The organism is Hydrogenophaga borbori (assembly GCF_003417535.1).
Classification (GTDB): domain Bacteria; phylum Pseudomonadota; class Gammaproteobacteria; order Burkholderiales; family Burkholderiaceae_C; genus Hydrogenophaga; species Hydrogenophaga borbori.
In genome coordinates this window covers 157427-180565 of the sequence record NZ_QVLS01000003.1, presented here as the reverse complement: position 1 = coordinate 180565, position 23139 = coordinate 157427, and the positions used below count along the sequence as shown (strand labels likewise).

The 23139-nt window shown below is 69.5% G+C and carries 25 protein-coding genes and 1 tRNA gene; 13 read left to right on the top strand and 13 right to left on the bottom strand.

Features of this window, described 5'->3' with window-relative positions:
* Nucleotides 1–2 precede the first annotated feature (2 nt).
* The 3 genes from DY262_RS06605 (at nt 3) to DY262_RS21575 (ending at nt 3037) form a co-directional block, all read left to right on the top strand.
* Nucleotides 3–1238, top strand: a complete 1236-nt coding sequence (locus DY262_RS06605) for an SAM-dependent methyltransferase (protein WP_116958164.1) — start codon at nt 3–5, stop codon at nt 1236–1238.
* Nucleotides 1198–2589, top strand: coding sequence for an FAD-binding oxidoreductase (locus DY262_RS06600; protein ID WP_245980848.1), 1392 nt, complete (start codon nt 1198–1200; stop codon nt 2587–2589). The genes DY262_RS06605 and DY262_RS06600 overlap by 41 nt, the downstream gene beginning before the upstream one ends.
* An 88-nt stretch (nt 2590–2677) precedes the next feature.
* The gene (locus DY262_RS21575) at nt 2678–3037 is read left to right on the top strand and encodes a hypothetical protein (protein WP_147326187.1); all 360 of its coding nucleotides are present in this window, start codon (nt 2678–2680) and stop codon (nt 3035–3037) included.
* Between the two features lie 25 nt (nt 3038–3062).
* On the opposite strand, the gene DY262_RS06595 is transcribed toward DY262_RS21575, so the two are convergent.
* On the bottom strand, nt 3063–3677 hold the full coding sequence (locus DY262_RS06595) for a nitroreductase family protein (RefSeq protein ID WP_116958162.1): 615 nt from the start codon (nt 3675–3677) through the stop codon (nt 3063–3065).
* 193 nt (nt 3678–3870) lie between these two features.
* Between DY262_RS06595 and DY262_RS06590 the strand changes: the two genes are divergently transcribed.
* Nucleotides 3871–4338: a CBS domain-containing protein gene (locus DY262_RS06590; protein ID WP_181936434.1), complete on the top strand. Its 468-nt coding sequence runs from the start codon at nt 3871–3873 to the stop codon at nt 4336–4338.
* Nucleotides 4339–4407: 69 nt separating this feature from the next.
* Here the strand turns inward: DY262_RS06590 and DY262_RS06585 are convergent.
* The 6 genes from DY262_RS06585 to DY262_RS06560 form a co-directional block, all read right to left on the bottom strand.
* Nucleotides 4408–4483, bottom strand: a tRNA-Thr gene (locus tag DY262_RS06585).
* A 51-nt stretch (nt 4484–4534) separates the two neighbouring features.
* Nucleotides 4535–5542 carry a class 1 fructose-bisphosphatase gene (locus tag DY262_RS06580; RefSeq protein WP_116958160.1) on the bottom strand — a complete coding sequence of 336 codons (1008 nt, stop codon included), beginning with the start codon at nt 5540–5542 and terminating at the stop codon, nt 4535–4537.
* Between the two features lie 13 nt (nt 5543–5555).
* Nucleotides 5556–8240: an aminopeptidase N gene (gene pepN / locus DY262_RS06575; RefSeq protein WP_116958159.1), complete on the bottom strand. Its 2685-nt coding sequence runs from the start codon at nt 8238–8240 to the stop codon at nt 5556–5558.
* A 3-nt stretch (nt 8241–8243) separates the two neighbouring features.
* Nucleotides 8244–9348, bottom strand: a protein-coding gene (gene prfB, locus DY262_RS06570) for a peptide chain release factor 2 (protein WP_116958158.1) whose coding sequence is annotated in 2 segments (ribosomal slippage) — nt 8244–9266 and nt 9268–9348 — 1104 coding nt in all. Because the reading frame shifts where the segments join, the coding sequence is not laid out codon by codon here.
* 93 nt (nt 9349–9441) lie between these two features.
* Nucleotides 9442–9948 (bottom strand): hypothetical protein, encoded by a 507-nt coding sequence (locus tag DY262_RS06565; RefSeq protein WP_116958157.1) that lies wholly within the window; start codon nt 9946–9948, stop codon nt 9442–9444.
* 59 nt (nt 9949–10007) lie between these two features.
* Nucleotides 10008–10922 (bottom strand): alpha/beta fold hydrolase, encoded by a 915-nt coding sequence (locus DY262_RS06560; RefSeq protein WP_116958156.1) that lies wholly within the window; start codon nt 10920–10922, stop codon nt 10008–10010.
* Nucleotides 10923–10970: 48 nt separating this feature from the next.
* On the opposite strand from DY262_RS06560, the gene DY262_RS06555 reads away from it, so the two are divergent.
* On the top strand, nt 10971–12707 hold the full coding sequence (locus DY262_RS06555) for an acetate--CoA ligase (protein ID WP_116958155.1): 1737 nt from the start codon (nt 10971–10973) through the stop codon (nt 12705–12707).
* 65 nt (nt 12708–12772) lie between these two features.
* Here DY262_RS06555 and DY262_RS06550 read toward each other — a convergent pair whose 3' ends face one another.
* Nucleotides 12773–13456 carry a YiaD family glycine zipper/OmpA-like lipoprotein gene (locus DY262_RS06550; protein ID WP_181936433.1) on the bottom strand — a complete coding sequence of 228 codons (684 nt, stop codon included), beginning with the start codon at nt 13454–13456 and terminating at the stop codon, nt 12773–12775.
* 135 nt (nt 13457–13591) lie between these two features.
* On the opposite strand from DY262_RS06550, the gene DY262_RS06545 reads away from it, so the two are divergent.
* From DY262_RS06545 to DY262_RS06530, 4 genes are all read left to right on the top strand, one after another.
* Nucleotides 13592–14644: an aldo/keto reductase gene (locus tag DY262_RS06545; RefSeq protein ID WP_116958154.1), complete on the top strand. Its 1053-nt coding sequence runs from the start codon at nt 13592–13594 to the stop codon at nt 14642–14644.
* Nucleotides 14645–14744: 100 nt separating this feature from the next.
* Nucleotides 14745–15236: an aminoacyl-tRNA deacylase gene (locus DY262_RS06540; RefSeq protein WP_116958153.1), complete on the top strand. Its 492-nt coding sequence runs from the start codon at nt 14745–14747 to the stop codon at nt 15234–15236.
* A 47-nt stretch (nt 15237–15283) separates the two neighbouring features.
* Nucleotides 15284–15913, top strand: coding sequence for a glycerol-3-phosphate 1-O-acyltransferase PlsY (gene plsY, locus DY262_RS06535; RefSeq protein ID WP_116958516.1), 630 nt, complete (start codon nt 15284–15286; stop codon nt 15911–15913).
* Nucleotides 15910–16269: a RidA family protein gene (locus tag DY262_RS06530; RefSeq protein WP_116958152.1), complete on the top strand. Its 360-nt coding sequence runs from the start codon at nt 15910–15912 to the stop codon at nt 16267–16269. Before plsY ends, DY262_RS06530 begins: the two co-directional genes overlap by 4 nt.
* Nucleotide 16270: 1 nt before the next feature.
* On the opposite strand, the gene DY262_RS06525 is transcribed toward DY262_RS06530, so the two are convergent.
* Nucleotides 16271–16852 carry a retropepsin-like aspartic protease family protein gene (locus DY262_RS06525; RefSeq protein ID WP_245980846.1) on the bottom strand — a complete coding sequence of 194 codons (582 nt, stop codon included), beginning with the start codon at nt 16850–16852 and terminating at the stop codon, nt 16271–16273.
* A gap of 155 nt (nt 16853–17007) precedes the next feature.
* Complete coding sequence (locus DY262_RS06520; protein WP_070398916.1) at nt 17008–17493, bottom strand: YajQ family cyclic di-GMP-binding protein; 486 nt, start codon at nt 17491–17493, stop codon at nt 17008–17010.
* 33 nt (nt 17494–17526) lie between these two features.
* On the opposite strand from DY262_RS06520, the gene murB reads away from it, so the two are divergent.
* From murB to DY262_RS06505, 3 genes are read left to right on the top strand one after another with little or no spacing between them, the layout of a single operon-like run.
* Nucleotides 17527–18579 carry a UDP-N-acetylmuramate dehydrogenase gene (gene murB / locus DY262_RS06515; protein ID WP_116958151.1) on the top strand — a complete coding sequence of 351 codons (1053 nt, stop codon included), beginning with the start codon at nt 17527–17529 and terminating at the stop codon, nt 18577–18579.
* 16 nt (nt 18580–18595) lie between these two features.
* Complete coding sequence (locus DY262_RS06510) at nt 18596–18946, top strand: DUF2200 domain-containing protein (protein ID WP_116958150.1); 351 nt, start codon at nt 18596–18598, stop codon at nt 18944–18946.
* 57 nt (nt 18947–19003) lie between these two features.
* Entirely contained in the window at nt 19004–19549 is a 546-nt protein-coding gene (locus DY262_RS06505) for a DUF4256 domain-containing protein (protein ID WP_116958149.1), read from the top strand.
* 79 nt (nt 19550–19628) lie between these two features.
* Here the strand turns inward: DY262_RS06505 and argG are convergent, their stop codons facing one another.
* The 3 genes from argG to DY262_RS06490 form a co-directional block, all read right to left on the bottom strand.
* The gene (gene argG, locus DY262_RS06500) at nt 19629–20960 is read right to left on the bottom strand and encodes an argininosuccinate synthase (protein ID WP_116958148.1); all 1332 of its coding nucleotides are present in this window, start codon (nt 20958–20960) and stop codon (nt 19629–19631) included.
* Between the two features lie 19 nt (nt 20961–20979).
* A complete protein-coding gene (ppnP, locus tag DY262_RS06495; RefSeq protein WP_116958147.1) occupies nt 20980–21297 on the bottom strand; it encodes a pyrimidine/purine nucleoside phosphorylase in 318 nt (105 codons plus the stop codon).
* 82 nt (nt 21298–21379) lie between these two features.
* The gene (locus tag DY262_RS06490) at nt 21380–21727 is read right to left on the bottom strand and encodes an arsenate reductase (protein WP_116958146.1); all 348 of its coding nucleotides are present in this window, start codon (nt 21725–21727) and stop codon (nt 21380–21382) included.
* Nucleotides 21728–21783: 56 nt separating this feature from the next.
* Here DY262_RS06490 and folC point away from each other — a divergent pair, with 56 nt between their 5' ends.
* The gene (gene folC, locus DY262_RS06485) at nt 21784–23130 is read left to right on the top strand and encodes a bifunctional tetrahydrofolate synthase/dihydrofolate synthase (protein ID WP_116958145.1); all 1347 of its coding nucleotides are present in this window, start codon (nt 21784–21786) and stop codon (nt 23128–23130) included.
* Nucleotides 23131–23139 lie beyond the last annotated feature (9 nt).

The window sequence follows — 23139 nt, the reverse complement described above, 5'->3', positions numbered from 1 at the left end:
GCATGGCCCCCGTCGCCGCCTTCCTGGAAGAGCTCGCGCGGCGCGCCGGTGTCGCCTTCGAGGTGGTGCTGCCCGGCGGCGGGCGCCTGAAGGCGGGGGAGGGCGCGGCCGCCTTCGGCCTGCACTTTCGAAGTGAGGGCGCGCTTGCGGCCACGCTGCTGCGTGGGCACATGGGCCTGCTCGAGGCCTACTTCGATGGCCAGGTCGATCTGGCCGGGCCCCTGAACCTGGCCCTGGCCGCGGGCCTGAGCGCCGGCTTCGACCTGCAGGCCTCGGTGGTGAACAGCGTGGAGAACCACCTGCTCGAGCGCGGGCAGAGCAACCGCGACCGCGCCCAGGCCAAGCGCAACGCCTGCGCGCACTACGACCTGGGCGAGGCCTTCTATCGGCTCTGGCTCGACGAGCCGCTCAAGATGTACACCTGCGCCTACTGGCGCGAGGGCTGCACGACGCTGGAGCAGGCGCAGCGCGACAAGATCGACCACGTCTGCCGCAAGCTGCGCCTGGCGCGTGGCGAGCGCTACGTGGACCTGGGCTGCGGCTTTGGCGGCTTTTTGCTGCGCGCCTGGGAGACCACGGGCGCGATCGGCACCGGCGTCAACACCGCCACCGGCCAGGTGCGGTGGCTGCGCGAGGCGCTGGAGCGCCAGGGCCTGGCGACCCCGTTGTCGGTGCGCGAGGCCGATTTCCGCGACGTGGGCGAGTGCTTCGACAAGCTGGTGTCCATCGGCGTGCTGGAACACGCCGGCCGCGACCAGCTGGCCGAGGTGATCCAGGCCCACGCCGACTGCCTGCGACCGGGAGGCATCGGCCTGCTGCACTTCATCGGCCACGTGGGACCGCGCGAAACCGAGCCCTTCATCCGCAAGCACGTTTTCCCCGGTGGCTGGATTCCCGCGCTCAGCGAGGTGATGCAGGAGATGGAGCGCTGTGGGCTCGAGGTGCTCGATGTGGAGAACCTGCGCCGCCACTACGCGCTCACGCTCGATGAGTGGGCGCGGCGCTTCGCGCAGCGCTGGCCCGAGATCCAGGCGCTGGACCCCACGCGCTTCGACGAACGCTTCCGCCGCATCTGGACGGTCTACCTCGTGGGCTGCGCGGAACTGTTCCGCTCCCCCGTCGGGTGTACCCACCTGTTCCAGGTGCTGTTCAGCAAAGGCAATGCGGGCCGCGGCGCCTACCCCATGACGCGGGACCATGTCTACGCCGTCGATGCCCCAGGCGCGCGCGGCGCGTGAAGCGCAGCGCGCGCACGCGGCCCGCGTCCGCGCGGTCGCCGAGCGGCTGCGCCAGGACCCGTCGCGCAAGCCCCTGGCCCTGGACAAGCGCACCTCCAACCTGTTCCGCCATCGCCAGCGCGCGGCGCGCCAGCGGCTGGACCTGAGTGGCCTGAACCAGGTGCTGGGTGCCGACACGCAGGCGGGCTGGGTGGACGTCGAGGGCATGCTCACCTATGAGGACCTGGTGGCCTGGACCCTGCCGCGCGGGGCCATGCCCGCGGTGGTGCCGCAGCTCAAGACCATCACCGTGGGTGGGGCGCTCGCGGGCGTGGGCATCGAGGCCACCTCGTTCCGCCACGGCCTCGTGCACGAGACCATGAGCGCGCTGGAGGTGCTGCTGCCCGGTGGCGAGGTGGTGCGCTGCACGGCCGACAACGAGCACGCCGATCTCTTCCACGGCTTTCCGAACGCCTATGGCACCCTGGGCTATGCGCTGAGCGCCCGGCTGCGCACCCAGCCCACGCAGCCCTTCGTGCATGTGCGCCACCAGCGCTTCGACGACCCGCGGGCCTTCTTCGACGCCCTGGCCGCGGCCTGCGCGCCCATGCCGGCGGGTGTGGGCTCCGACTTCGTCGATGGCGTGCTGTTCGGTCCGCGCGAGCAGGTGCTCAGCCTGGCGCGCTTCGTGCCCGAGGCCGCGCGCGCCAGCGACTACACCTGGCTCGACATCTACCACGAGTCGCTGCGCCGGCGCGAGGAAGACACGCTGACCACCGCCGGCTACCTGTGGCGCTGGGACACCGACTGGTTCTGGTGCTCGCGCCGCTTCGGCCTGCAGCACCGCTGGCTGCGCCATCTGCTGGGGCGGCGGTACCTGAATTCGCGCACCTACACGCGCTGGATGCGCTGGAACGCGCGCTGGCGCGCCGCGCAGCGCCTGGACCGCCTGCTCGGCCAGCGGCACGAGAGCGTGGTGCAGGACGTGGACATTCCCCTGGCCGGGGCGGTGGCCTTCGCGGAGTTCCTGCGCAGCGAGGTCGGCATCTGGCCGGTGTGGGTCTGCCCGGTGCGCGGCAGCGCTCCCCCGCGCTTTCCGCTGTACCCCTTGCCGGACGGGCTGTGCGTCAACTTTGGTTTCTGGGACGTGGTACCGGTGCGCGCGGGGCAATCGCCCGACCACGTCAATCGCCGCGTCGAAGACGCGGTGCTGCGCCTGGGGGGCATCAAGTCCCTGTACTCCGACACCTTCTTCACGCGCGAGGTGTTCGACCGCGCGTACGGCATGGACAGCTACGAGCGCCTGAAGGCGCGCTACGACCCGCAAGGCCGGGCGCCGCACCTGTTCGACAAATGCGTGCGGGGCGCCTGAGCGCGTCGCGCGCAACTTGATGGCCATCAAGCCACGGCGGGCGGCGCGCTCCTACGCTGGGCATCTCTTCACTTCAAGGACCATTGCCATGCGGACATCCACCCTTCGATCGATCACGCTGTCGGCCGTGCTGGCCTGCGCCGCTGTGGCGGCCTTTGCTCAAAGCACAAGCCGGCCCGGCGAGGACAACTACCCGCCCGGCGCACCCAATGCGGCCAGGCCGGGTGTTCCGCCCAGCGGCGCCCGCGTGGGGCCGCGCTACACGCCGGGCTGGTCGATGATGAGCAAGGAAGAGCGGGCGCAGCACCGGTCGCAAATGCGGGCAGCCAAAACGCCCGAGGAGTGCCGCCAGCTGATGGAGGAACACCACCGCCTCATGGAACGCCGCGCGGCCGATCGCGGCACGCCCTTGCGCACGCCCCCGCGCGCCGCCTGTCCCGCGCGCTGAGCCGCGCGCTGCGCGACGCCCGCGCTCAAGTGTCCGCGGGCGTCGCGCAGCGGCCCACCGATTGCGCCAGCGCGATGCGCTCGGTGGGCTGGAGGCCCAGCGCCTGGGCCAGCCGGCGTCGGTCGATCAGGGCCCGCACCACCGTGCCCAGGCCATGGGCCGCGCAGTGCAGGTACACGTTCTGCGCGATGCAGCCCGCGTCGGCGCCGGCAAGGAAAGGGCGTTCGTCCGCGCGCACGTCGTGCATGGCCGCGAAGTCGGCCACGTAGACCAGGTCCAGCGGGGCCGAGGCGGCGAAGGCCTGAAGGCCGGTGAAGCCGCGCAGGTCCTCGGCCTTGACCAGGCTCAGCCGGTGCGCCTGCGGGTCGTAGCGGAAGGCCCCTTCCGGCAGCACGGCGAACACCGCGATTTCCTGCCAATCGTGGGCCGAGGGCGCGGTGCGCCCCTGCCGTGGCGGGCGGTTCACGCCGAACGCGGCCCACAACAGGTCGGACACCTCCTGCAGGCTCAGGGCGTCGGGCAGGAACTCGCGCGTGCTGCGGCGCAGCCGCAGTGCGCTGGCCAGCGTGGCGCCACCTTCCGTGCGCGGGGGCGGCAGGACGGCATCATCGGTGTCGAGATTGAGCTGGACGGTGGACATGGTCTTCGTTCCATGGGGTGCAGGGATGGACGCACCATGACGCGGGGCGCGGCGCCTGTGCTTGACGCAGGTCATGTCCGCGGGCTGGAACGTCGCGCGGGGCACCGCGTGGCCAGCTTGATGGCCGTCAACATGCGTGCCCCCCGCCTGGGCCACATTGGTCGACATGGGTCCCCGACCCCTTGGAGCCACCATGAAGATCGCCCATATCTGCCGGCGCGCGCCGGTCACCATTCCCGCCAATGCCTCGGTGCGCGAGGCGGCCCGCGCCATGCAGGCCGAGCGCGTGGGCGCGCTCGGCCTGACCGACCCGTTCGAGCCCGGGCGCATCGTCGGCGTCGTCACCGACCGCGACCTGGTGCTGCAGGTGCTGGCGGGCGAGCGGCCCGTCGACGGTCAGGTGGTGGCCGGCGTGTGCTCGTCCGACCTGCATGGCGTGTCGGCCCAGGCCTCGGTGCACGAAGCCGTGGAAGCGATGCGCCGGCACGGCGTGCGGCGCTTGCTGGTGATCGGCGACGACGGCCAGGCGGTGGTGGGGGTGCTGTCGATGGACGACGTGCTGGGCGTGCTGGCCGACGAACTGGCGGCGCTGGCCGGCACCCTCAGGTCCGGCCTGGCGCGCGAGGGCGAGCCCCGTGGCGAGGCGCGCGCCAGCCATTGAGCCTGCGGCGCCCAGCGCGCCCCAATGAAAAACCCCCGCGGGCCGGACGGACCGCGGGGGTTGGGAAGGTGGTGCCGGAGAGAGGAGTCGAACCCCCGACCTTCTCATTACGAATGAGCTGCTCTACCAACTGAGCTACACCGGCGAAGCCCGGCATTATAGCCAAGCGGGCGGGGCCTGGGCCGTGGCCGGCGGCTCAGGCCTCGCGGTGGTATTGGGTGACGCGCTCGACCTCGTTCTTGCTGCCCAGGATCACGCTGACGCGCTCGTGCAGCTTGGAGGGCTGGATGTCCAGGATGCGCTCGCGCCCGTTGGTGGCGGCGCCGCCGGCCTGTTCCACCAGCCAGCTCATGGGGTTGGCCTCGTACATCAGGCGCAGCTTGCCGGGCTTGTCGGGCTCGCGCTTGTCCCAGGGGTACATGAAGATGCCGCCGCGCGTGAGGATGCGGTGCACGTCGGCCACCATGCTGGCGATCCAGCGCATGTTGAAGTCCTTGCCGCGTGGGCCTTCCTTGCCTTGCAGGCATTCGTCCACGTAGCGCTTCACCGGGGCGTCCCAGTGGCGCATGTTGCTCATGTTGATGGCGAACTCCTTGGTGTCGGCCGGGATGCGCACGTCTTCCTGCGTGAGCACGAAGGAGCCCTGCTCGCGGTCCAGCGTGAACATGGCCACGCCGTCGCCCACGGTCAGCACCAGCGTGGTCTGCGGGCCGTAGACGCAGTAGCCCGCCGCCACCTGCCGGTGGCCGGGCTGCAGGAAGTCCCCCTCGTCGACGCCGCGGTCGTCCTCGGGCATCTTCAGCACGCTGAAGATGGTGCCGATGCTGACGTTGACGTCGATGTTCGACGAGCCGTCGAGCGGGTCGAACAGCAGCAGGTACTCGCCCTGCGGGTAGCGGTTGGGCACCACGTAGATGCTGTCCATTTCCTCGCTGGCCATGGCCGCGAGGTGGCCGCCCCATTCGTTGGCCTCGATCAGGACCTCGTTGGCGATGATGTCCAGCTTCTTCTGGACCTCGCCCTGCACGTTCTCGCTGCCGGCGGTGCCCAGCACGCCGCCCAGCGCGCCCTTGTTCACCGCATGGCTGATGCTTTTGCAGGCGCGCGCGACGATCTCGATGAGCAGGCGCAGCTGCGAGGGGATGTGGCCGTCGACGCGCTGCTTTTCGACGAGGTAGCGGGTGAGGGAGATGCGTTGGCTCATGGTCGGGGGTTTCTCAGTCGTCAGACAGGGCGCGGGTCACGACCTCGCGCACGTCGTTGCTCAGCTCGGTCTGCGCGGCCACGCGGGCGATGGCCTCGCGCGCGGCGCCGCGGTAGGGTTCGGCGAGTTTCCTCCAGCGGTCCAGCGCGCGCGCCAGGCGCGCGGCCACCTGCGGGTTGAAGCGATCGATCTCGATGACGCGCTCGCTCCAGAACACGTAGCCGGCCGCGTCGGCGCGGTGGAAGGCGCCCGGGTTGGCGTTGCAGTAGCTGAAGATCACGCTGCGCGCGCGGTTGGGGTTGCGCGGGTTGAAGTCGCGGTGCGCCATGAGCTGCTTCACCGCCGGCAGCACGTTGCCGCCGCGGTCGGGCGCGCCGGCCTGCAGGGCGAACCACTTGTCCAGCACCAGGGCCTCGTCGCGGAACATGGCGTGGAAGCGGGTGAGCGCTTCGCGCGCCAGCGGGTGGTCGGCCACCACCAGGGCCGACAGCGCGTTGAAGCGGTCGGTCATGTTGCCGGCGTCCTTGAAGCGCTGGTAGGCCTTGCCGGGCCAGACGGCGTCGCCCGAGCGGCGCGCCTGCAGGCACAGCATGGCGAGCGCCAGGCCGGCCAGGGCGCGGCGGCCCGCGCTCAGCGGGTCGGGCCGGTAGGCGCCGTTGTCCTTGTGCGCTTCGTAGGCCCAGACCCAGTCGGCCTGCAGGGCCGTGGCGAGCTGTTCGCGCATGGCCTCGCGCACCGCGTGCACGCGCTGCGGGTCCACCACCTCGAGCTGCTCGGCGATGTAGGTCTCGCTGGGCAGGGTGAGGGCCAGTTCCTTGAAGGCCGCGTCCAGGCGTTCGTGGCGAAGCACGGCGCGCATGGCCTCGATGAAGGCGGCGTCCAGCGGGGCGTCCACCGCGCCGGGGGCGGCAATGGCCGCGAGCGCGCGGCGCAGCGCCAGGCGCTGGCCGGCTTCCCAGCGGTTGAAGGGGTCGCTGTCGTTGGCGAGCAGGATCAGCAACTGCTCGTCGCTGTAGTCGCATTCCAGCACCACGGGCGCCGAGAAGCCGCGCAGCAGCGAGGGCACGGGCTCGCTGTCCACGCCGTCGAATACCAGCGACTGGCTGACCTCGGTGAGCACGAAGAGGCGCTGCTCGGGCGCCAGCGGCAGTTCACGGCCCTCGGCGTCCAGCAGACCCAGCGCCACCGGGATCACGAAGGGCTGCTTGAGCGCCTGGCCCGGCGTGGGCGCGCAGCGCTGCGTGAGCGACAGCGTGTAGCGGCGGGCGGCGGCGTCGTAGTGGCCCTCGGCGCGCACGCGCGGCGTGCCGGCTTGGCTGTACCAGCGCTTGAAGGGTTCCAGCAGGCGCGCCAGCGCGCTGTCGGGGTTGGCGTCGGCGAGGGCCTGGGCGAAGTGGTCGCAGGTGACGGCCTGGCCGTCGTGGCGCTCGAAATAGAGCTTCATGCCACGCGCAAATCCCTCGCGGCCGACCAGGGTCTGCATCATGCGCACGACCTCGGCGCCCTTTTCGTACACCGTGACGGTGTAGAAGTTGTTGATCTCGACGTAGCTGTCGGGGCGCACTGGGTGGGCCATGGGGCCCGCGTCCTCGGGGAACTGGGCGGTGCGCAGCACGCGCACGTCCTCGATGCGCTTGACCGCGCGCGCCGAGGCTTCGGCGCACAGGTCCATGCTGAACTCCTGGTCGCGAAAGACCGTGAGGCCTTCCTTGAGCGAGAGCTGGAACCAGTCGCGGCAGGTGACGCGGTTGCCGGTCCAGTTGTGGAAGTACTCGTGGCCCACCACCGATTCGATGTTGGCGAAGTCGGTGTCGGTGGCGGTGGCGCTGTTGGCCAGCACGTACTTGGTGTTGAAGATGTTGAGGCCCTTGTTCTCCATCGCCCCCATGTTGAAGTCACTGGTGGCCACGATCATGAAGCGCTCGAGGTCCAGCGGCAGGCCGAAGCGGGCCTCGTCCCAGGCCACGCTGGCCATGAGCGAGTTCATGGCGTGCTCGGTCTTGTCCATGTCGCCGGGGCGCACGTAGACCTGCAGCAGGTGCTCCTGGCCGCCGCGCGAGACGATGCGCTGCTCGCGCGCCACGAGCTGGCCCGCCACCAGGGCGAACAGGTAGCAGGGCTTGCGGTGGGGGTCGACCCACTTGGCGAAGTGGCGGCCATCGGCCAGTTCACCCGACTCGACCAGGTTGCCGTTGGACAGCAGCACCGGGTAGCGCTGCTTGTCGGCGCGCAGCGTGACGGTGTAGCTGGCCATCACGTCGGGCCGGTCGAGGAAGTAGGTGATGCGGCGGAACCCCTCGGCCTCGCACTGCGTGAAGAAGGTGCCCTGGCTCACGTACAGGCCCATGAGCTGGCTGTTCTTCTCGGGCGCGCAGGTGGTGAAGATCTCCAGCGTGAAGGGCGCGTCGCCGTGTTCCTCCAGGCTTGGCAGGTTGTCCAGCACCAGCTGGCCACCGTCCATCTTGAAGGAGCAGCCGGCGCCGTTGACCAGCACGCGCGCGAGGTTGAGCTCCTCGCCGTCCAGGCGCAGCGGCTGCGCGGGCACGGCCGGATTGCGGCGCAGCGCCATGCGGTTGAGCACGCGGGTCTTGGCCGGGTCGAGGTCGAAGGTGAGTTCGACCGTGTCGATCCAGTAGGCGGGCGGGGCGTAGTCTTCGCGGCGCACCACCGTGGTGGGGCCTTCACGCAGGGAACTCATGGATCACACCCCTTGTTTGAGCGAGGCTTCGATGAAAGGATCGAGGTCGCCGTCCAGCACCTTCTGGGTGGCGGAGATCTCGACGTTGGTGCGCAGGTCCTTGATGCGGCTGTTGTCCAGCACGTAGCTGCGGATCTGGTGGCCCCAGCCGACGTCGGTCTTGGTGTCCTCCAGCTTCTGCTGCTCTTCCATGCGCTTGCGCATCTCGTGGTCGTACAGGCGCGAGCGCAGCCGCTGCCAGGCCAGGTCGCGGTTGCTGTGCTGGCTGCGGCTGTCCTGGCACTGCACCACGATGCCCGTGGGCATGTGCGTCAGGCGCACGGCCGAATCGGTCTTGTTGATGTGCTGGCCGCCCGCGCCGCTGGCGCGGTAGGTGTCCACGCGCACGTCGGCGGGGTTGATGTCGATCTGGATCGAGTCATCGATCTCGGGGTAGACGAACACCGAGGCGAACGAGGTGTGGCGCCCGCCCGAGCTGTCGAAGGGGCTCTTGCGCACCAGCCGGTGCACGCCGGTTTCGGTGCGCAGCAGGCCGAAGGCGTATTCGCCCTCGATCTTGATGGTGGCGCTCTTGATGCCGGCGGTGTCGCCCGGGGTCTCGTCTTCCACCGTGGTGCTGAAGCCCTTGCGCTCGGCGTAGCGCAGGTACTGGCGCAGCAGCATGCTGGCCCAGTCGCAGGCCTCGGTGCCGCCGGCGCCGGCCTGGATGTCGAGGAAGCAGTTCAGCGGGTCCGCCGGCTTGTTGAACATGCGGCGGAATTCGAGCTTCTCCACCTCGGCCTGGATCTTGGCGGCCTCGTTGGCGATGGTCTGCAGGCCGGCGTGGTCGTCATCGGCGGCCGACATCTCATGCAGCTCGGTGTTGTCGGCGAGCTCGACGCTGAGCCGGTCGAGCACCAGCACCACGTCTTCCAGGGCCTTCTTTTCCTTGCCCAGGTCCTGGGCGCGCTTGGGGTTGTCCCAGACGGTGGGGTCTTCCAGCGCGGATTCGACTTCTTTCAGCTTCGATGCCTTGGCATCGTAGTCAAAGATACCTCCGCAACTCGACCACACGGGTGGTCAGGTCATCGAGTTGCGTGCGGATGGCGTTGATCTGTTCGGCGTCCATGGCGGTTCCTGCGTGTGTTCGGCAAAAACCTTGATTTTCTCATGCAGGGGCGGCTCTGGCGATGGCCGTGCCGCCCATGGCCCCGCTGGTGCGTCAATAGCGCCAGGTGAAGCCGAACATCAGGGCCGCGGTGCCCAGAATCTGCACTTCCAGGCCGGCCTTGTCGTTGAGGCGGTAGCCGATGGCCGGGACGATGGCGGGCGAGAAGCCGCCGACGTTGCCGGGCACCTTGTTCTTGTACTGGCCCACGTAGCCGTAGAGGACGCCGGCGCTCACCTGCGCGTAGACCTGGGGCCAGCCGTCGATGAGGTCGTTCCAGCGCTTGCCCGCGTAGAGGTAGGCCGAGGGCTGGCCGAAGGAGTTGCGGAACAAGGACAGGCCGCAGAAGCGGTCGTCGGGCAGTTGGCGGTTCAGCGCCAGGGCGAACACCGGGCGGTGTTCCGGGTCGTTGGACCAGTGGTGGGTGTAGGGCGAGGCGAAGAGCTCGTAGCGCGACTGGCCTTCGGGCAAGGGGTTGTCCCAGCCGGGGCAGGCGTTGAAGGCGAAGGCGGGGGCGCAGAGCAGGGCGGCCGTGGCGGCGAAAGAATGGAGCGGTCGCATCGGCCAAGTATGCCTTCCTGCCTGTTTCGGGAAGGTCGGGGTATGCAAGAAAACGTGACTCAGCCGCCGCGCAGGAAGTCCTCGATCAGTGCCGCCAGGGCCTCGGGCCGGTCGTGGTGCATCATGTGTCCCGCGTCTTCGATCAGGGCGTGGCGCAGGTTCGGCACGTGCGCGATGCGCTCGCGGAATTCGTCCAGCGTGTAGCGGCCCTTCCACCACAGGCCCAGGCTGTCGTCGCTGGCCACCACGCACAGCGTGGGCGCGGCGATGCGGCGGTAGACCTCGATGGCTTCCTCGGGCCGGAACAGCACGGCGTTGGTGACCTTGTGCGCCGGGTCGCCCAGGATGGCCCAACGGCCCTCGGCATTCGGCCGCGCCCACTGTCGCGCCAGCCAGTCGGCCTTGTCCGGCGGCAGGCGCGGATTGGTTTTCATCAGGCGGCGCGCCACGCCCTCGGCGTCGGCGTAGTCGCTCAGGTCCATGTCGCCCCGGCGCAGGGCGCGGATCTCGTCCAGCCATTGGGCGTAGCGCTTGGGCGCCTGCTCGGGCGGGGAGGCCGGCATGCCGAAGCCTTCCAGGTTGACCAGACGGCGGATGCGCTGTGGCCGCGCGCCCGCGTACAGCGTGGCGACGTGGCCGCCCATGCTGTGGCCCACCAGGTCCACGGGCTGTTCACCGGCCAGGGCGTCGAGCAGGGCGTCGAGGTCGCCCAGGTAGTCGGGGAACCAATAGCTGTCGGGGGCGGCGCCGTTCCATGTGGTGTCGCCGTAGCCGCGCCAGTCGGGGGCGACGATGTGGCGGTCCTCGCGCATCGCGTCCACCACGAACTGCCACGACGCGGCCACGTCCATCCAGCCGTGCACCAGCACCAGCGGCGGGCGGCCGGCCTCGGGCGTGCCCCAGTGGCGCAGGTGGTAGCGCCAGCCGCGGATGGGGAGAAACTCGCTGCGTGAGGGGCGTCGTGCTTGGTACATTCGCCCGATCATAGAGAGCCCCCGGTCGCGGGGCTTGGAGACAAAGGCATGCCCCACGCCGCCCGCCGCCCAGGCCGTGACACCGCGATCGACCACTATCCCGCGCTGCACGCGGACTTCCGCTGGCAGGTGCCGGCCGAGTTCAACATGGCCGAGGTCTGCATGCGCCGCTGGGCCACGGGCGCGGCCAGCGGCCGCCGCACGGCGGTGATCGCCACCGCTCCCGGCCAGGCCGACCGCGAGCACAGCTACGCCGAGCTCTTCGCCCAGGCCAATCGCCTGTCCAACGCGCTCGACGCCCTGGGCGTTCAGCGCGGCGACCGCGTCGCCATCGTGCTGCCGCAGCGCTTCGAAACCGCCGTGGCCTACATGGCCGTGCTGCAGATGGGCGCGGTGGCCATGCCGCTGTCGCAGCTCTTCGGTCCAGAGGCGCTGGAGTTTCGCCTGCGCGACAGCGAGGCCGTGCTCGCCATCTGCGACGCCAGCACCCTGGCCGCTGTGCAGGGCGTGGGCGCCGCCTGCCCGCTGTTGAACGAACTGATCGCCGTCGACGCGCCCGAAGGGCCCGCGCGTGGCGGCGCGCTCGACTGGGCGCAACTGCTGGCGCAGGAAGAGGAAGCCTTCGAACCCGCGCACACGCGCGCCGACGAAGCCGCGGTGCTGATCTACACCAGCGGCACCACCGGCAACCCCAAGGGCGCGCTCATTCCGCACCGCGCGCTCATCGGCAACCTCACGGGCTTCGTGTGCAGCCAGAACTGGTTCGGCTTCGACCCCTTCGACACCAGCCGCCCCAGCGAGGCGGTGTTCTGGTCCCCCGCCGACTGGGCCTGGACCGGCGGCCTGATGGATGCGCTGCTGCCCACGCTCTACTTCGGCCGGCCCATCGTGGCGCACAACGGCCGCTTCAGCCCGCAGACCGCCTTTGAACTCATCGAGCGCCACGGCGTGACGCACAGCTTCCTGTTTCCCACCGCGCTCAAAGCCATGATGAAGGCGTACCCGCGCCCCAAGCGGCAGTTTCGCTTCGTGCTGCAGGGGCTGATGAGCGCCGGCGAGGCCGTGGGCGACGCCGTGTTCAGCTGGTGCCGGGACGAGCTGGGCATCACGGTGAATGAAATGTTCGGCCAGACCGAGATCAACTACATCGTGGGCAACTGCGCGCGCCTGTGGCCGGCGCGGCCCGGCAGCATGGGCAAGGGCTACCCAGGCCACCGGGTGGCGGTGATCGACGACGACGGCAAGGAATGTCCCGTGGGTGTGCCCGGCGACGTGGCCGTGCACCGGCTGGACGTGCACGGCGAGCCCGACCCGATCTTCTTTTTGGGCTACTGGAAAAACGAGGCGGCCACGCGCGGCAAGTTCACCGGCGATCCCGCCAGCAGCTGGTGCCGCACGGGCGACCTGGCCGTGCGCGACACAGACGGCTACCTCTGGTACCAGGGCCGCGCCGACGACGTGTTCAAAGCCGCGGGTTACCGCATCGGGCCGAGCGAGATCGAAAACTGCCTGGTCAAGCACCCGGCGGTGGCGAACGCGGCGGTGGTGCCCAAGCCGGACCGGGAGCGGGGGGCGGTGGTGAAGGCCTACGTGGTGCTGTCGCCGGGACATGTCGGCAATGCCTCGCTGGTCGCCGAGCTGCAGTCGCACGTGAAAGGGCGGCTGGCGCCCTATGAGTACCCGAAGGAGATCGAGTTCATTGACGCGCTGCCCATGACCACCACGGGGAAGGTGCAGCGCCGCGTGCTGCGCGTGCAGGAAGAGGAGCGCGCGCGCCTCGCCTGACGCGCCGGGCGCAAAAAAAGCCCGGCGGTTGCCGGGCTTGAGAGAGCGGTGACAGCAGTGATGGGTCAGCGCTGCGCGGTACTGGCCGGCTCGGCCACATAGATTTCCACGCGGCGGTTCATGGCGCGGCCCTGGGCCGTGCCGTTGTCGGCGATGGGCTCGCGCGAGCCGCGGCCGTCGGTGCTGATGCGCGTCGCCGCGACGCCCCGGCCCACCAGGTAGTCGCGCGTGGCATTGGCGCGGTCGAAGGACAGCGGGTTGTTGATGGCGTCGCTGCCCGAGCTGTCGGTGTGGCCGATGATGGTCACATGCGTGGCCTGGTTCTGCTGCAGCGTGGTGGCGAACTGGCCCAGCACGCGCACCAGCGTCGGGCTCAGCGTGGAGCGGCCCGACGCGAAGCCCGCATCGGCCGGCACGTCCAGCTTCAGCCGGTTGTCGGCCGTCTGGCTCACGCCGATGCCGGTGCCCGCGGTGGCCGCTTCCATCTGTTTCTTCTGCTCTTGCATGCGCGTGGACCAGATGTAGCCCCCCAGCGCGCCCGCGCCGGCGCCCAGCACGGCGCCCTGGGCGGCGCCCTTGGAGCCACCGGTGAGGCCGCCCAACACAAGGCCCGCCGCCGCGCCGATGCCAGCGCCCTTGGCGCTGTCGCTCTGCGTCTCGCTCATGTTCGCGCAGCCGCTGATGGCCAGAGCCGCCGCCACGGTGAGAACGGTCAGGCCACGCGTGGTGTGGGAAACGGTGTGGGACATGGTGGAACTCCTCGTTGTTGATGGGGAAAACAGACCCCGCCTGGCGCAGCCGGCGGTGGACAACTCAGCGCCTAAACTTATACCCCTACGGGGATATTGACCCCGTAGGAATTCTCTGACGTTACAAATCCTTGCATGAACCCCGTCGCACTTGGCCAGAGCCCCCTTCAAGTCACCCCGATCTGCCTCGGCACCATGACCTTCGGCGAGCAGGTCGATGAGCCGACCGCGCACCGCATCCTGGACCGCGCCGTCGAGCGCGGCGTGGACTTCATCGACACGGCCGAGATGTACTCCGTGCCCGCGCGCGCCGAAACCTTCAGCGCCACCGAGACCATCATCGGCAACTGGTTCGCCCGCCACCCCGGCCAGCGCCAGAAGCTGGTGCTCGCTACCAAGGTGGCCGGGCCGTCGCGCGGCATGCCCTGGATCCGCGGCGACAACGCAGGCCTGAGCAAGGCCGAAATCGTGAAAGCCTGCGAAGGCAGTCTGCGCCGCCTCCAGACCGAGGTGATTGACCTCTATCAAATTCACTGGCCGGCGCGCAACCTGCCGGCCTTCGGCGCGCTCAGCTTCGACCCCGCCAAGGACAAACCCTGCGCCTCGATGCTCGAACAGCTCGAGGCCATGGCCGAGCTGGTGAAAGCGGGCAAGGTGCGCGCCATCGGCCTGTCCAACGAAACGCCCTATGGCGTGCACGAGTTCGTGCGCCTGGCCGAGCAGCACGGCCTGCCGCGCGTGGCCACGGTGCAGAACCCCTACTGCCTGATCAACCGCAGTTATGAGAACGGCCTGGACGAGACCAGCCACCGCCTGGGCGTGTCGCTGCTGGCCTACTCGCCGCTGGGCTTTGGCCTGCTCACCGGCAAGTACGACGGCACCGGCCTGGTGGGCGGGCACGGCCGCCTGGCCATCTTCGAGAGCATGCGCAAGCAGCGCTGGGGCCGGCCCGAGGCCCTGGCCACGGCCCAGCGCTACAACGCGCTGGCCCGCGAGCACGGCCTCACGCCCGCGCAGCTGGCGCTGGCCTTTTGCTACAACAACTGGCGCGTGGCTTCCACCATCATCGGCGTGACCACCGTGGCCCAGCTGGATGAGTGCCTGGACGCCTGGGGCACGCCGTTCACGCCCGAGCTGCAGGCGGCGGTGGACAAGATCCGCTGGGACAGCCGCGACCCCGCGCAGTAAAAAGCAACACCCCTGCCGCGCTTCGCGCGACCCCCTCATGGGGGCGATGCCTGCGGCCCGGCAGAGCCGGTTCCGCGGCATCTCTGGACAAAGCCCTGGTATGCCCAAGCCCCGACATGTTTCCGAGACACCCGCCACGGCCTGGCTCAAGGCGAACGGCGTGGCGTACACCGAGCATCCCTACGAATACCTGGAGCACGGCGGGGCGCAGCACAGCGCCCAGGTGCTGGGCCTGGACCCGTTCGCGGTGGTGAAGACGCTGATCATGCAGGACGAGGCCGCCAAGCCGCTGGCCGTGCTCATGCATGGCAACCGCACGGTGTCCACCAAGAACCTGGCGCGCCAGATCGGCGCGAAGTCGGTGGAGCCCTGCAAGCCCGAAGTGGCGAACCGCCACAGCGGCTACCTGGTGGGCGGTACCTCGCCCTTCGGGCTCAAGCGCGCCATGCCGGTGTTCGTGGAAGCTACCGTGCTGGAACTGCCGCGCCTCTGGATCAATGGCGGGCGGCGCGGCTTCCTGGTCGGCATCGAGCCGGCCGTGCTGAGCGGTCCGCTGGGCGCGCAGGCGGTGCGGTGCGCGCTGGCAGAATGACGCGCGCTCCATTCCGACCATAAGAACCCTTGACCGAGGAGATGCCCTTGCAAGCGCTCTATCCCGCGCTGGCCACCCTGGCCGCCTACCTGATCGGGTCCCTGTCCTTCGCGGTGATCGTCAGCCGCCTGATGGGTCTGTCCGACCCGCGCACCTACGGCAGCAAGAACCCCGGCGCCACCAACGTGCTGCGTTCGGGCAGCAAGGCGGCGGCCATCGTCACCCTGCTGCTCGACGCGGTGAAGGGCTGGCTGCCGGTGTTCGTGGTGGCGCACTGGGGCGAGCCTTTCGGCCTGGGCGCGGGCACGGTGGCGCTGGTGGGCCTGGCGGCCTTCCTGGGCCACCTGTTCCCCGTGTTCTTCAAGTTCCAGGGGGGCAAGGGCGTGGCCACGGCGGCCGGCGTCATCCTGGGCTTCAACCCCTGGCTGGGCCTGGCCTCGCTGCTCACCTGGCTGATCATCGCCATCTTCTTCCGCTATTCCTCGCTGGCGTCCATCGTCACGGCGGTGTTCGCGCCGGCCTACTACCTGCTGGGCGGCGGCGTGGCCTGGGAGGCGCCGGGCGTGATGGTGCTGAGCCTGGCGGTGATGGCGGTGCTGCTTGTGTGGCGCCACGCCGAGAACATCAACCGCTTGCTGGCCGGCAAGGAAAGCCAGCTCGGAGCCAAGAAAAAATGAACCAGCAAGGCATCCAGCGCGTGGGCATGGCCGCGCGCTACAGCGAAGCCGCCGTGTTCAACGGCATCGTGTTCCTGGCGGGCATGGTGCCCGAGCGCGGCGACACCGACATCCGCGGCCAGACCGCGGACGTGCTGCAACAGGTGGAGCAGCGCCTGAAGGAATGCGGCAGCGACAAGTCGCGCATCCTGCGCACCGAGATCTTCCTCACCGACATCCGCGACATCGCGGCCATGAACGAGGTCTGGGACGCCTGGGTGGTGCCCGGCGCCGCGCCGCCGCGCGCCACCGTGCAGGCCGCGCTGGCCAACCCGGCGTACCGCATCGAGATCGTGGTGACGGCCGCGCAGGCCTGAGTCAGTAGCGCCGCTCCAGCGTCAGCTGGTCGTTGTTGCGCTGCATCTGGAAGCGCGTGAGGAAGCTGTTGCCCAGCAGCACGAAGGGCATGGGCTGTGGCAGCACGATGGCGGCCACGGCATGCACCTGGGCGTCGCCCACGCGCACCGAGTCGAGCGTGACGCGGTAGCCCGGCGCGGTGCCGTTGGCCGTCTGCACCGTCACGCGCTGGCCGCGCTGGTAGTCCAGGTTGATGCGCTTGGCCTCGGACTCGCCCATGATGATTTGTGTGGCGCCGGTGTCCACCATGAACTGCACCGCGCGGCCGTTGATCTGGCCTTGGGGCATGAAGTGGCCGCTGCCGTCGGCCGTGAGCACCACGCGCTGGGCGCCGCCCGCCTCGGCCCCGCCGCCGCCCAGGCTCACCGGGGCTTCGCCCAGTCGCAGGGTCTGGCGCTGGCCGCCGATCTCGACGACGGCCGATTCGCCTTGCACCGACACCAGGCGAACGCCCTGGTGCGCCTGGCCAGCCGCCAGAAAACGCGGCGCGGCGCCGTCGATGACGACCAGGGCCTTGCTGCCGGAGATGCCCGACAGCGACACCGACTGGGCATAAGAAAAGCCGGTGGAGCCCGCCCAGAGGCCAACCAGCAGCGCTCGTGACCACCGCCACCCAGAGGCGCCGCGGAACCGGCTGTGCCGGGCCGCAGGCGCCGCCTCCTTGAGGGGGGCGCGCGAAGCGCGGCGGGGGTGGTCCACTAGTCTCTGAAGTTGTTGAACGAGAGCGGCAGGTCCTTCATCTCGTTCTTGATGATGGCCATGGTGGCCTGCAGGTCGTCGCGCTTGGCGCCGGTCACGCGCACGGCGTCGCCCTGGATGGCGGCCTGCACCTTGAGCTTGCTGGCCTTGATGGCCTGCTGGATCTTCTTGCCGTCTTCGGTGGCGATGCCGTTGCGCACCTTGGCCACCTGCTTGACCTTGTCGCCGCCCATTTTTTCGACCTTGCCCATGTCGAGGAAGCGCACGTCCACGTTGCGCTTGGCGAGCTTGTTGCGCAGCACGTCCTCGATCTGCTGGAGCTGGAAGTCGGCGTCACCGGTGAGGGTGATCTCCTTGTCCTTCAGCTCGATGGCGGCGCTCGTGCCCTTGAAGTCGAAGCGCGTGCCGATCTCGCGCGCGACCTGATCGACGGCATTCTTGACTTCAACGAGATCGGCTTCTAGGACGGTGTCGAACGAGGGCATGGCGAGGCGGCGGTGGGTGAGAAAATCGCGGCCATGATAGTCGAGAAGCAGGTGCCTCTACAGGCCTACAACAGCTTTGGCATCGTGGCCAAGGCGCACCGCCTCGCGCGCATCCGCGCCGAGGCCGACCTGGCCGCGCTGCGGGCCTCGGACGACTGGCCGGAACTCACCCGCGAGGCCCCGCCTTTCGTGCTGGGCGGGGGCAGCAACCTGGTGATCACGGGCGATGTGAGGCCTTTGGTGCTCAAGGTGGAGATCGCGGGCCGGCGCCTGGTGGAAGAAACGCCCAAGGGCTGGCTGGTGGAGGCCGGCGCGGGCGAGAACTGGCACGCCTTCGTGCAGTGGACGCTGGAGCGGGGCTGGCCCGGGCTGGAGAACCTGGCGCTCATCCCCGGCACCGTGGGCGCCTCGCCGGTGCAGAACATCGGCGCCTATGGCGTGGAACTGCAAGACCGCTTCCATTCGCTGGACGCCATCGACCTGCGTTCGGGTGAGGGGTTCACGCTGGACGCCGCGCAGTGCGGCTTCGGCTACCGCGACTCGGTGTTCAAGCACCCACCCACGGATGCGCGCGACTTCGGCCTGGCGGGCCGCGCGCTCATCGCTCGGGTGCGTTTCTGGCTGCCCAAGGCCTGGAAGCCGGTGCTGGGCTATGCCGACCTGGAGCGCAAGATCGCCGAAACCGGCAACACCACGCCTGACGCGCGGACGATCTTCGACTGGATCTGCGCCATCCGGCGCGCCAAGCTGCCGGACCCGGCGGTGATCGGCAACGCGGGCAGCTTCTTCAAGAACCCCACGGTCACGCTGGACCAGTGCGCCGACATCATCGCGCGCGAGCCCAAGGTGGTGCACTACCCCATGCCCGATGGCACGGTGAAGCTGGCCGCGGGCTGGCTGATCGACGCCTGCGGCTGGAAGGGGCGCGGCGTGGGCAACGCGGGCGTGTACGACAAGCAGGCCCTGGTGCTGGTGAACCGGGGCGGGGCCACCGGGGGCGAGGTGGTCACGCTGGCGAAGGCGATCCAGACCAGCGTCTATGAGCGCTTCGGCATCCGGCTGGAGCCGGAGCCGGTGGTGATCTGAACCCAGGAGGCATGCCATGGCTGGCCACCCCGTTTTCTCGATGAAGTTCGCCCAGCTGTACCCGCTGTACGTGCAGAAGGCCGAGCGCAAGCAGCGCACCCGCGAGGAGGTGGACCAGGTCATCGGCTGGCTGACGGGCTACGACGCGGCGGGACTGCGCCGCCAGATCGAGCAGGGCAGCGACGTCGAGACCTTCTTTGCCCAGGCGCCCGCGTTTCACCCGAACAGCGCACGGATCACGGGCCTGGTGTGCGGTGTGCGCGTCGAAGAGGTGGACGACCCGCTGATGCGCAAGATCCGCCAGCTGGACAAATTGGTCGACGAACTGGCCAAAGGCAAGGCGATGGACAAGATCCTGAGGCAGTGAGCGGGCCCGGGCCCCGAACACTTGGCCATTTCCCAACCCGGAGGTCCCACGGAAGCCATGAAACCCACCGAACGTGAACAGCTGCTGCAAACACTGAAGACCCGGTTCGAGAAGCACCCCAAGCGCCACAAGGGCATGGCCTGGGACGAGGTGCTGGCGCGGCTGGGGTCGAACCCCGGCGCCCTGTCGTCCCTGCACCGGATGGAGGCCTCGGGCGGCGAGCCCGACGTGATCGGGCGCGACAAGGCCTCGGGCGTGATCCTTTTCTGCGATTGCGCGGCCGAGACGCCCACGGGCCGGCGCAGCCTGTGCTTCGACCGCGAGGCGCTGGACGCGCGCAAGGAGAACAAGCCGCAAGGCAGCGCCATGGAGATGGCCGCCGAGATGGGCGTCGAGATGCTCGACGAGGCGATGTACCGCCGGCTGCAGGAGTTGGGCGAGTTCGACCTGAAGACCTCCAGCTGGATCGCCACCCCGAAAGCCGTGCGCGCGCTCGGCGGGGCCCTGTTCTGCGACCGCCGCTATGGCCAGGTGTTCTCGTACCACAACGGCGTGCAGTCCTACTACGCGTCGCGCGGCTTTCGGGGGCTGCTGCGGGTCTGATCGCGGCGAAGGCCGACGGTGATCAAAAAAAAGGGCCCGCCAGATGGCGAGCCCTTCGAGCGCAAGCGGTGGACCTGCTTCAGTCCTTGCCGAGCTTGAGCATGTCGGTGCCGTCGCCGCTCGTCAGCAGGCCGGTGCGGCTGTAGACGCCCAGTTTGCCGCGCGTGTCGGTGATGTCGAGGTTGCGCATGGTCAGCTGGCCAATGCGGTCCAGCGGCGTGAAGGGCGCGTCCTCCACCTTCTCCATCGACAGCCGCTCGGGCGCGTAGGTGAGGTTGGGGCTCTCGGTGTTGAGGATGGAGTAGTCGTTGCCGCGGCGCAGCTCGACCGTCACCTCGCCCGTGACCGCGCGCGCCACCCAGCGCTGGGCCGATTCGCGCAGCATGATGGCCTGCGGATCGAACCAGCGGCCCTGGTAGAGCAGGCGGCCCAGCTTGAGGCCGTTGATGCGGTACTGCTCGATGGTGTCTTCGTTGTGGATGCCGGTGACCAGGCGCTCGTAGGCGATGAACAGCAGCGCCAGGCCGGGGGCCTCGTAGATGCCGCGGCTCTTGGCCTCGATGATGCGGTTCTCGATCTGGTCGCTCATGCCCAGGCCGTGGCGTCCGCCGATCTCATTGGCCTTCATGATGAGATCGACCGGGCTGGCGAAGCTCTGGCCGTTGAGGGCGACCGGTTGGCCGTCCTCGAAACGCACCGTCACCTCTTCGGGCTTGACCACGGTGTCTTCGCGCCAGAAGGGCACGCCCATGATGGGGTTGACGATGCGGATGCCCGAGTTCAGGTGCTCCAGGTCCTTGGCCTCGTGCGTGGCACCGAGCATGTTGCTGTCGGTGCTGTAGGCCTTCTCCACGCTCATCTTGTAGTCGAAACCGTTGGCGATGAGGAACTCGCTCATCTCCTTGCGGCCGCCGAGCTCGTCGATGAAGCGCTGGTCCAGCCAGGGCTTGTAGATCTTGAGGCTGGGGTTGGTGAGCAGGCCGTAGCGGTAGAAGCGCTCGATGTCGTTGCCCTTGAAGGTGGAGCCGTCGCCCCAGATGTGGACGTCGTCTTCCTTCATGGCGGCCACCAGCATGGTGCCGGTGACGGCGCGGCCCAGCGGCGTGGTATTGAAGTAGGTGATGCCGGCGGTGCTGATGTGGAAGGCGCCGCACTGCAGCGCGGCGATGCCCTCGTGCGCCAGCTGCAGGCGGCAGTCGATCAGGCGGGCCTTCTCGGCGCCATAGGCCATGGCCTTGCGCGGGATGGCCTCGTAGTCGTCTTCGTCGGGCTGGCCCAGGTTGGCCGTGTAGGCGTAGGGCAGGGCGCCCTTCTTCTTCATCCACAGCAGGGCGGCGCTGGTGTCCAGGCCGCCGGAGAAGGCGATGCCGACTTTCTGTTGCGTGGGCAGGTGTTGCAGGATGGTGGCCATGTCGGTGTCCTGTGGTGGCTCAGCCGAAACGGCAGATGTAGTGGTAGGCCTCGCTCACGCGGATCTGGAAGCTGCTGTTGCCGGGCACGCTGAACTGGTCGCCCGGGCCGTTTTTCACCCAGGTGCTGCTGCCGGCCAGCAGGTATTCGCAGCCACCGGCCACGCATTCCATGACCTCGGGCGCGCCGGTGTTGAAGGTCAGCGTGGCGGGCAGGATCACGCCCACCGATTGTTTCGTGCCGTCGGCCAGGGTGAGGCTGTGGCTCACGCATTTGCCGTCGAAGTAGACGTTGGCCTGGGTGGCGACGGTGACGCCGCTGATCTGGGTGGTGGTCATGGTGCTGGAGGGCGTGGAGAAGGCAAAGCCGCGATTTTAGGTCGCGGCCCTGGGAGGGCGGTCGGGGGGGGCGGGCAGCGGCTCAGCGCCGGGCGGCCCAGTCGGCCGCATCGAAGCCCACGGTGATGGCGCCATCGCTCCACCGCACCACGGGCCGCTTGATCAGGCTGGGCCGCTCGAGCAGCAGGCGGCGCGCGCTGGCGCTGTCCACCACGGCGGCGCGGCTGGCCTCGTCGAGCTGGCGCCAGGTGGTGCCCTTGCGGTTCACCAGGGTCTGCCAGCCCGCGCTGGCCAGCCAGGCGTCCAGCCCGGCCTCGGGCACGCCGAGCTTCTTGAAATCGTGGAAATGGTGTTCGCGGCCGTTGGCGTCCAGCCAGGCGCGCGCCTTTTTCACCGTGTCGCAGTTCGGGATGCCATGCAGCGTGATCATGGGCGGGATTGTCCGCCAGCCGCGTCGGGCCAGGGGGCGGGTGGGACAATCGCGGGATGCTTGAGATCCCCGTTCCCGATCACCCCGTGACGCTGGCCGACTGGCTGGCCCACGCCGAGCGCCTGCACCCGCAGGCCATAGACATGGGCCTGGAGCGCGTGATGACCGTGGCGCGGCGCATGGGCCTGCAACTGAGCTGCCCGGTGATCACCGTGGCCGGCACCAACGGCAAGGGCAGCACCTGCGCCATGCTGGAGTCCATCTACACCCAGTCGGGCTACCGCACGGGCGTCTACAGCTCGCCGCATCTGGTGCATTTCGAGGAGCGCTGCCGCATCGCGGGCGAGGTGGTGTCGGCCGACACGCTGGTGCCCGCCATGGCCGAGGTGGACGTGGCGCGGCGCGGGCAGGGCGGCGAGCCCGAGGTGAGCCTGACCTATTTCGAGTTCACCACCCTGGCCATCCTGCGCACCATCGCGCGCGAGGCGGTGGACGTGGCCATCCTGGAGGTCGGCCTGGGCGGCCGGCTCGACGCGGTCAACATCCTCGACGCCGACTGCGCGGTCATCACCAGCATCGACCTGGACCACATGGCCCTGCTGGGCCCCGACCGCGAGAGCATCGGCCGCGAGAAGGCCGGCATCATGCGCACCGGCCGCCCCGTGGTGGTGAGCGACCCGGCGCCGCCGCAGAGCCTGATCGACCACGCGCGTGAGATCGACGCCGAGCTCTGGCGCGTGGGCGTCGACTTCCACGTCGCGGGCGACCAGCAGCAGTGGGGCTGGGCCATGCACCCCTCACACGGCGGGCGCCGCTACAGCGGCCTGGCCTACCCGGCGCTGCGCGGCGCCAACCAACTGCTCAACGCGGCCGGCGCGCTGGCCGCCATCGAGGCCCTTCGCGGGCGCCTGCCGGTCACGGCCCAGGCCGTGCGCACCGGCTTCGTGCTGGTCGAGCTGCCGGGGCGCTTCCAGATCGTGCCCGGCCGGCCCGCGCTGGTGCTGGACGTGGCGCACAACCCGCATTCGGTGGCCGCGCTGGCCGCCAACCTCGACGCCATGGGCTTCTACCCGCGCACGCACGCCGTGTTCGGCGCCATGGCCGACAAGGACCTCGGCACCATGCTGGCGCGCATCGCGCCGCTGATCGACCGCTGGTACCTGACCGACCTGCCGCTGCCGCGCGCCAGCCGGGCCGCCGACCTCAAGCCCCTGGTGGAGGGACTGAAGGGACCCGGGGGGCGCGACGCCAGCCTGCACCGCGACCCGCGCGAGGCTTTGACCGCAGCCCTGAGCGCGGCGGACCCCGCTGATAGAATCCTCGTCTTTGGCTCGTTCTACACCGTCGGTGGTGTGCTGCAGGACGGATTGCCGAAGCTCGCGGCACCGCATCTCGCCGCCTGAACCGTGCCG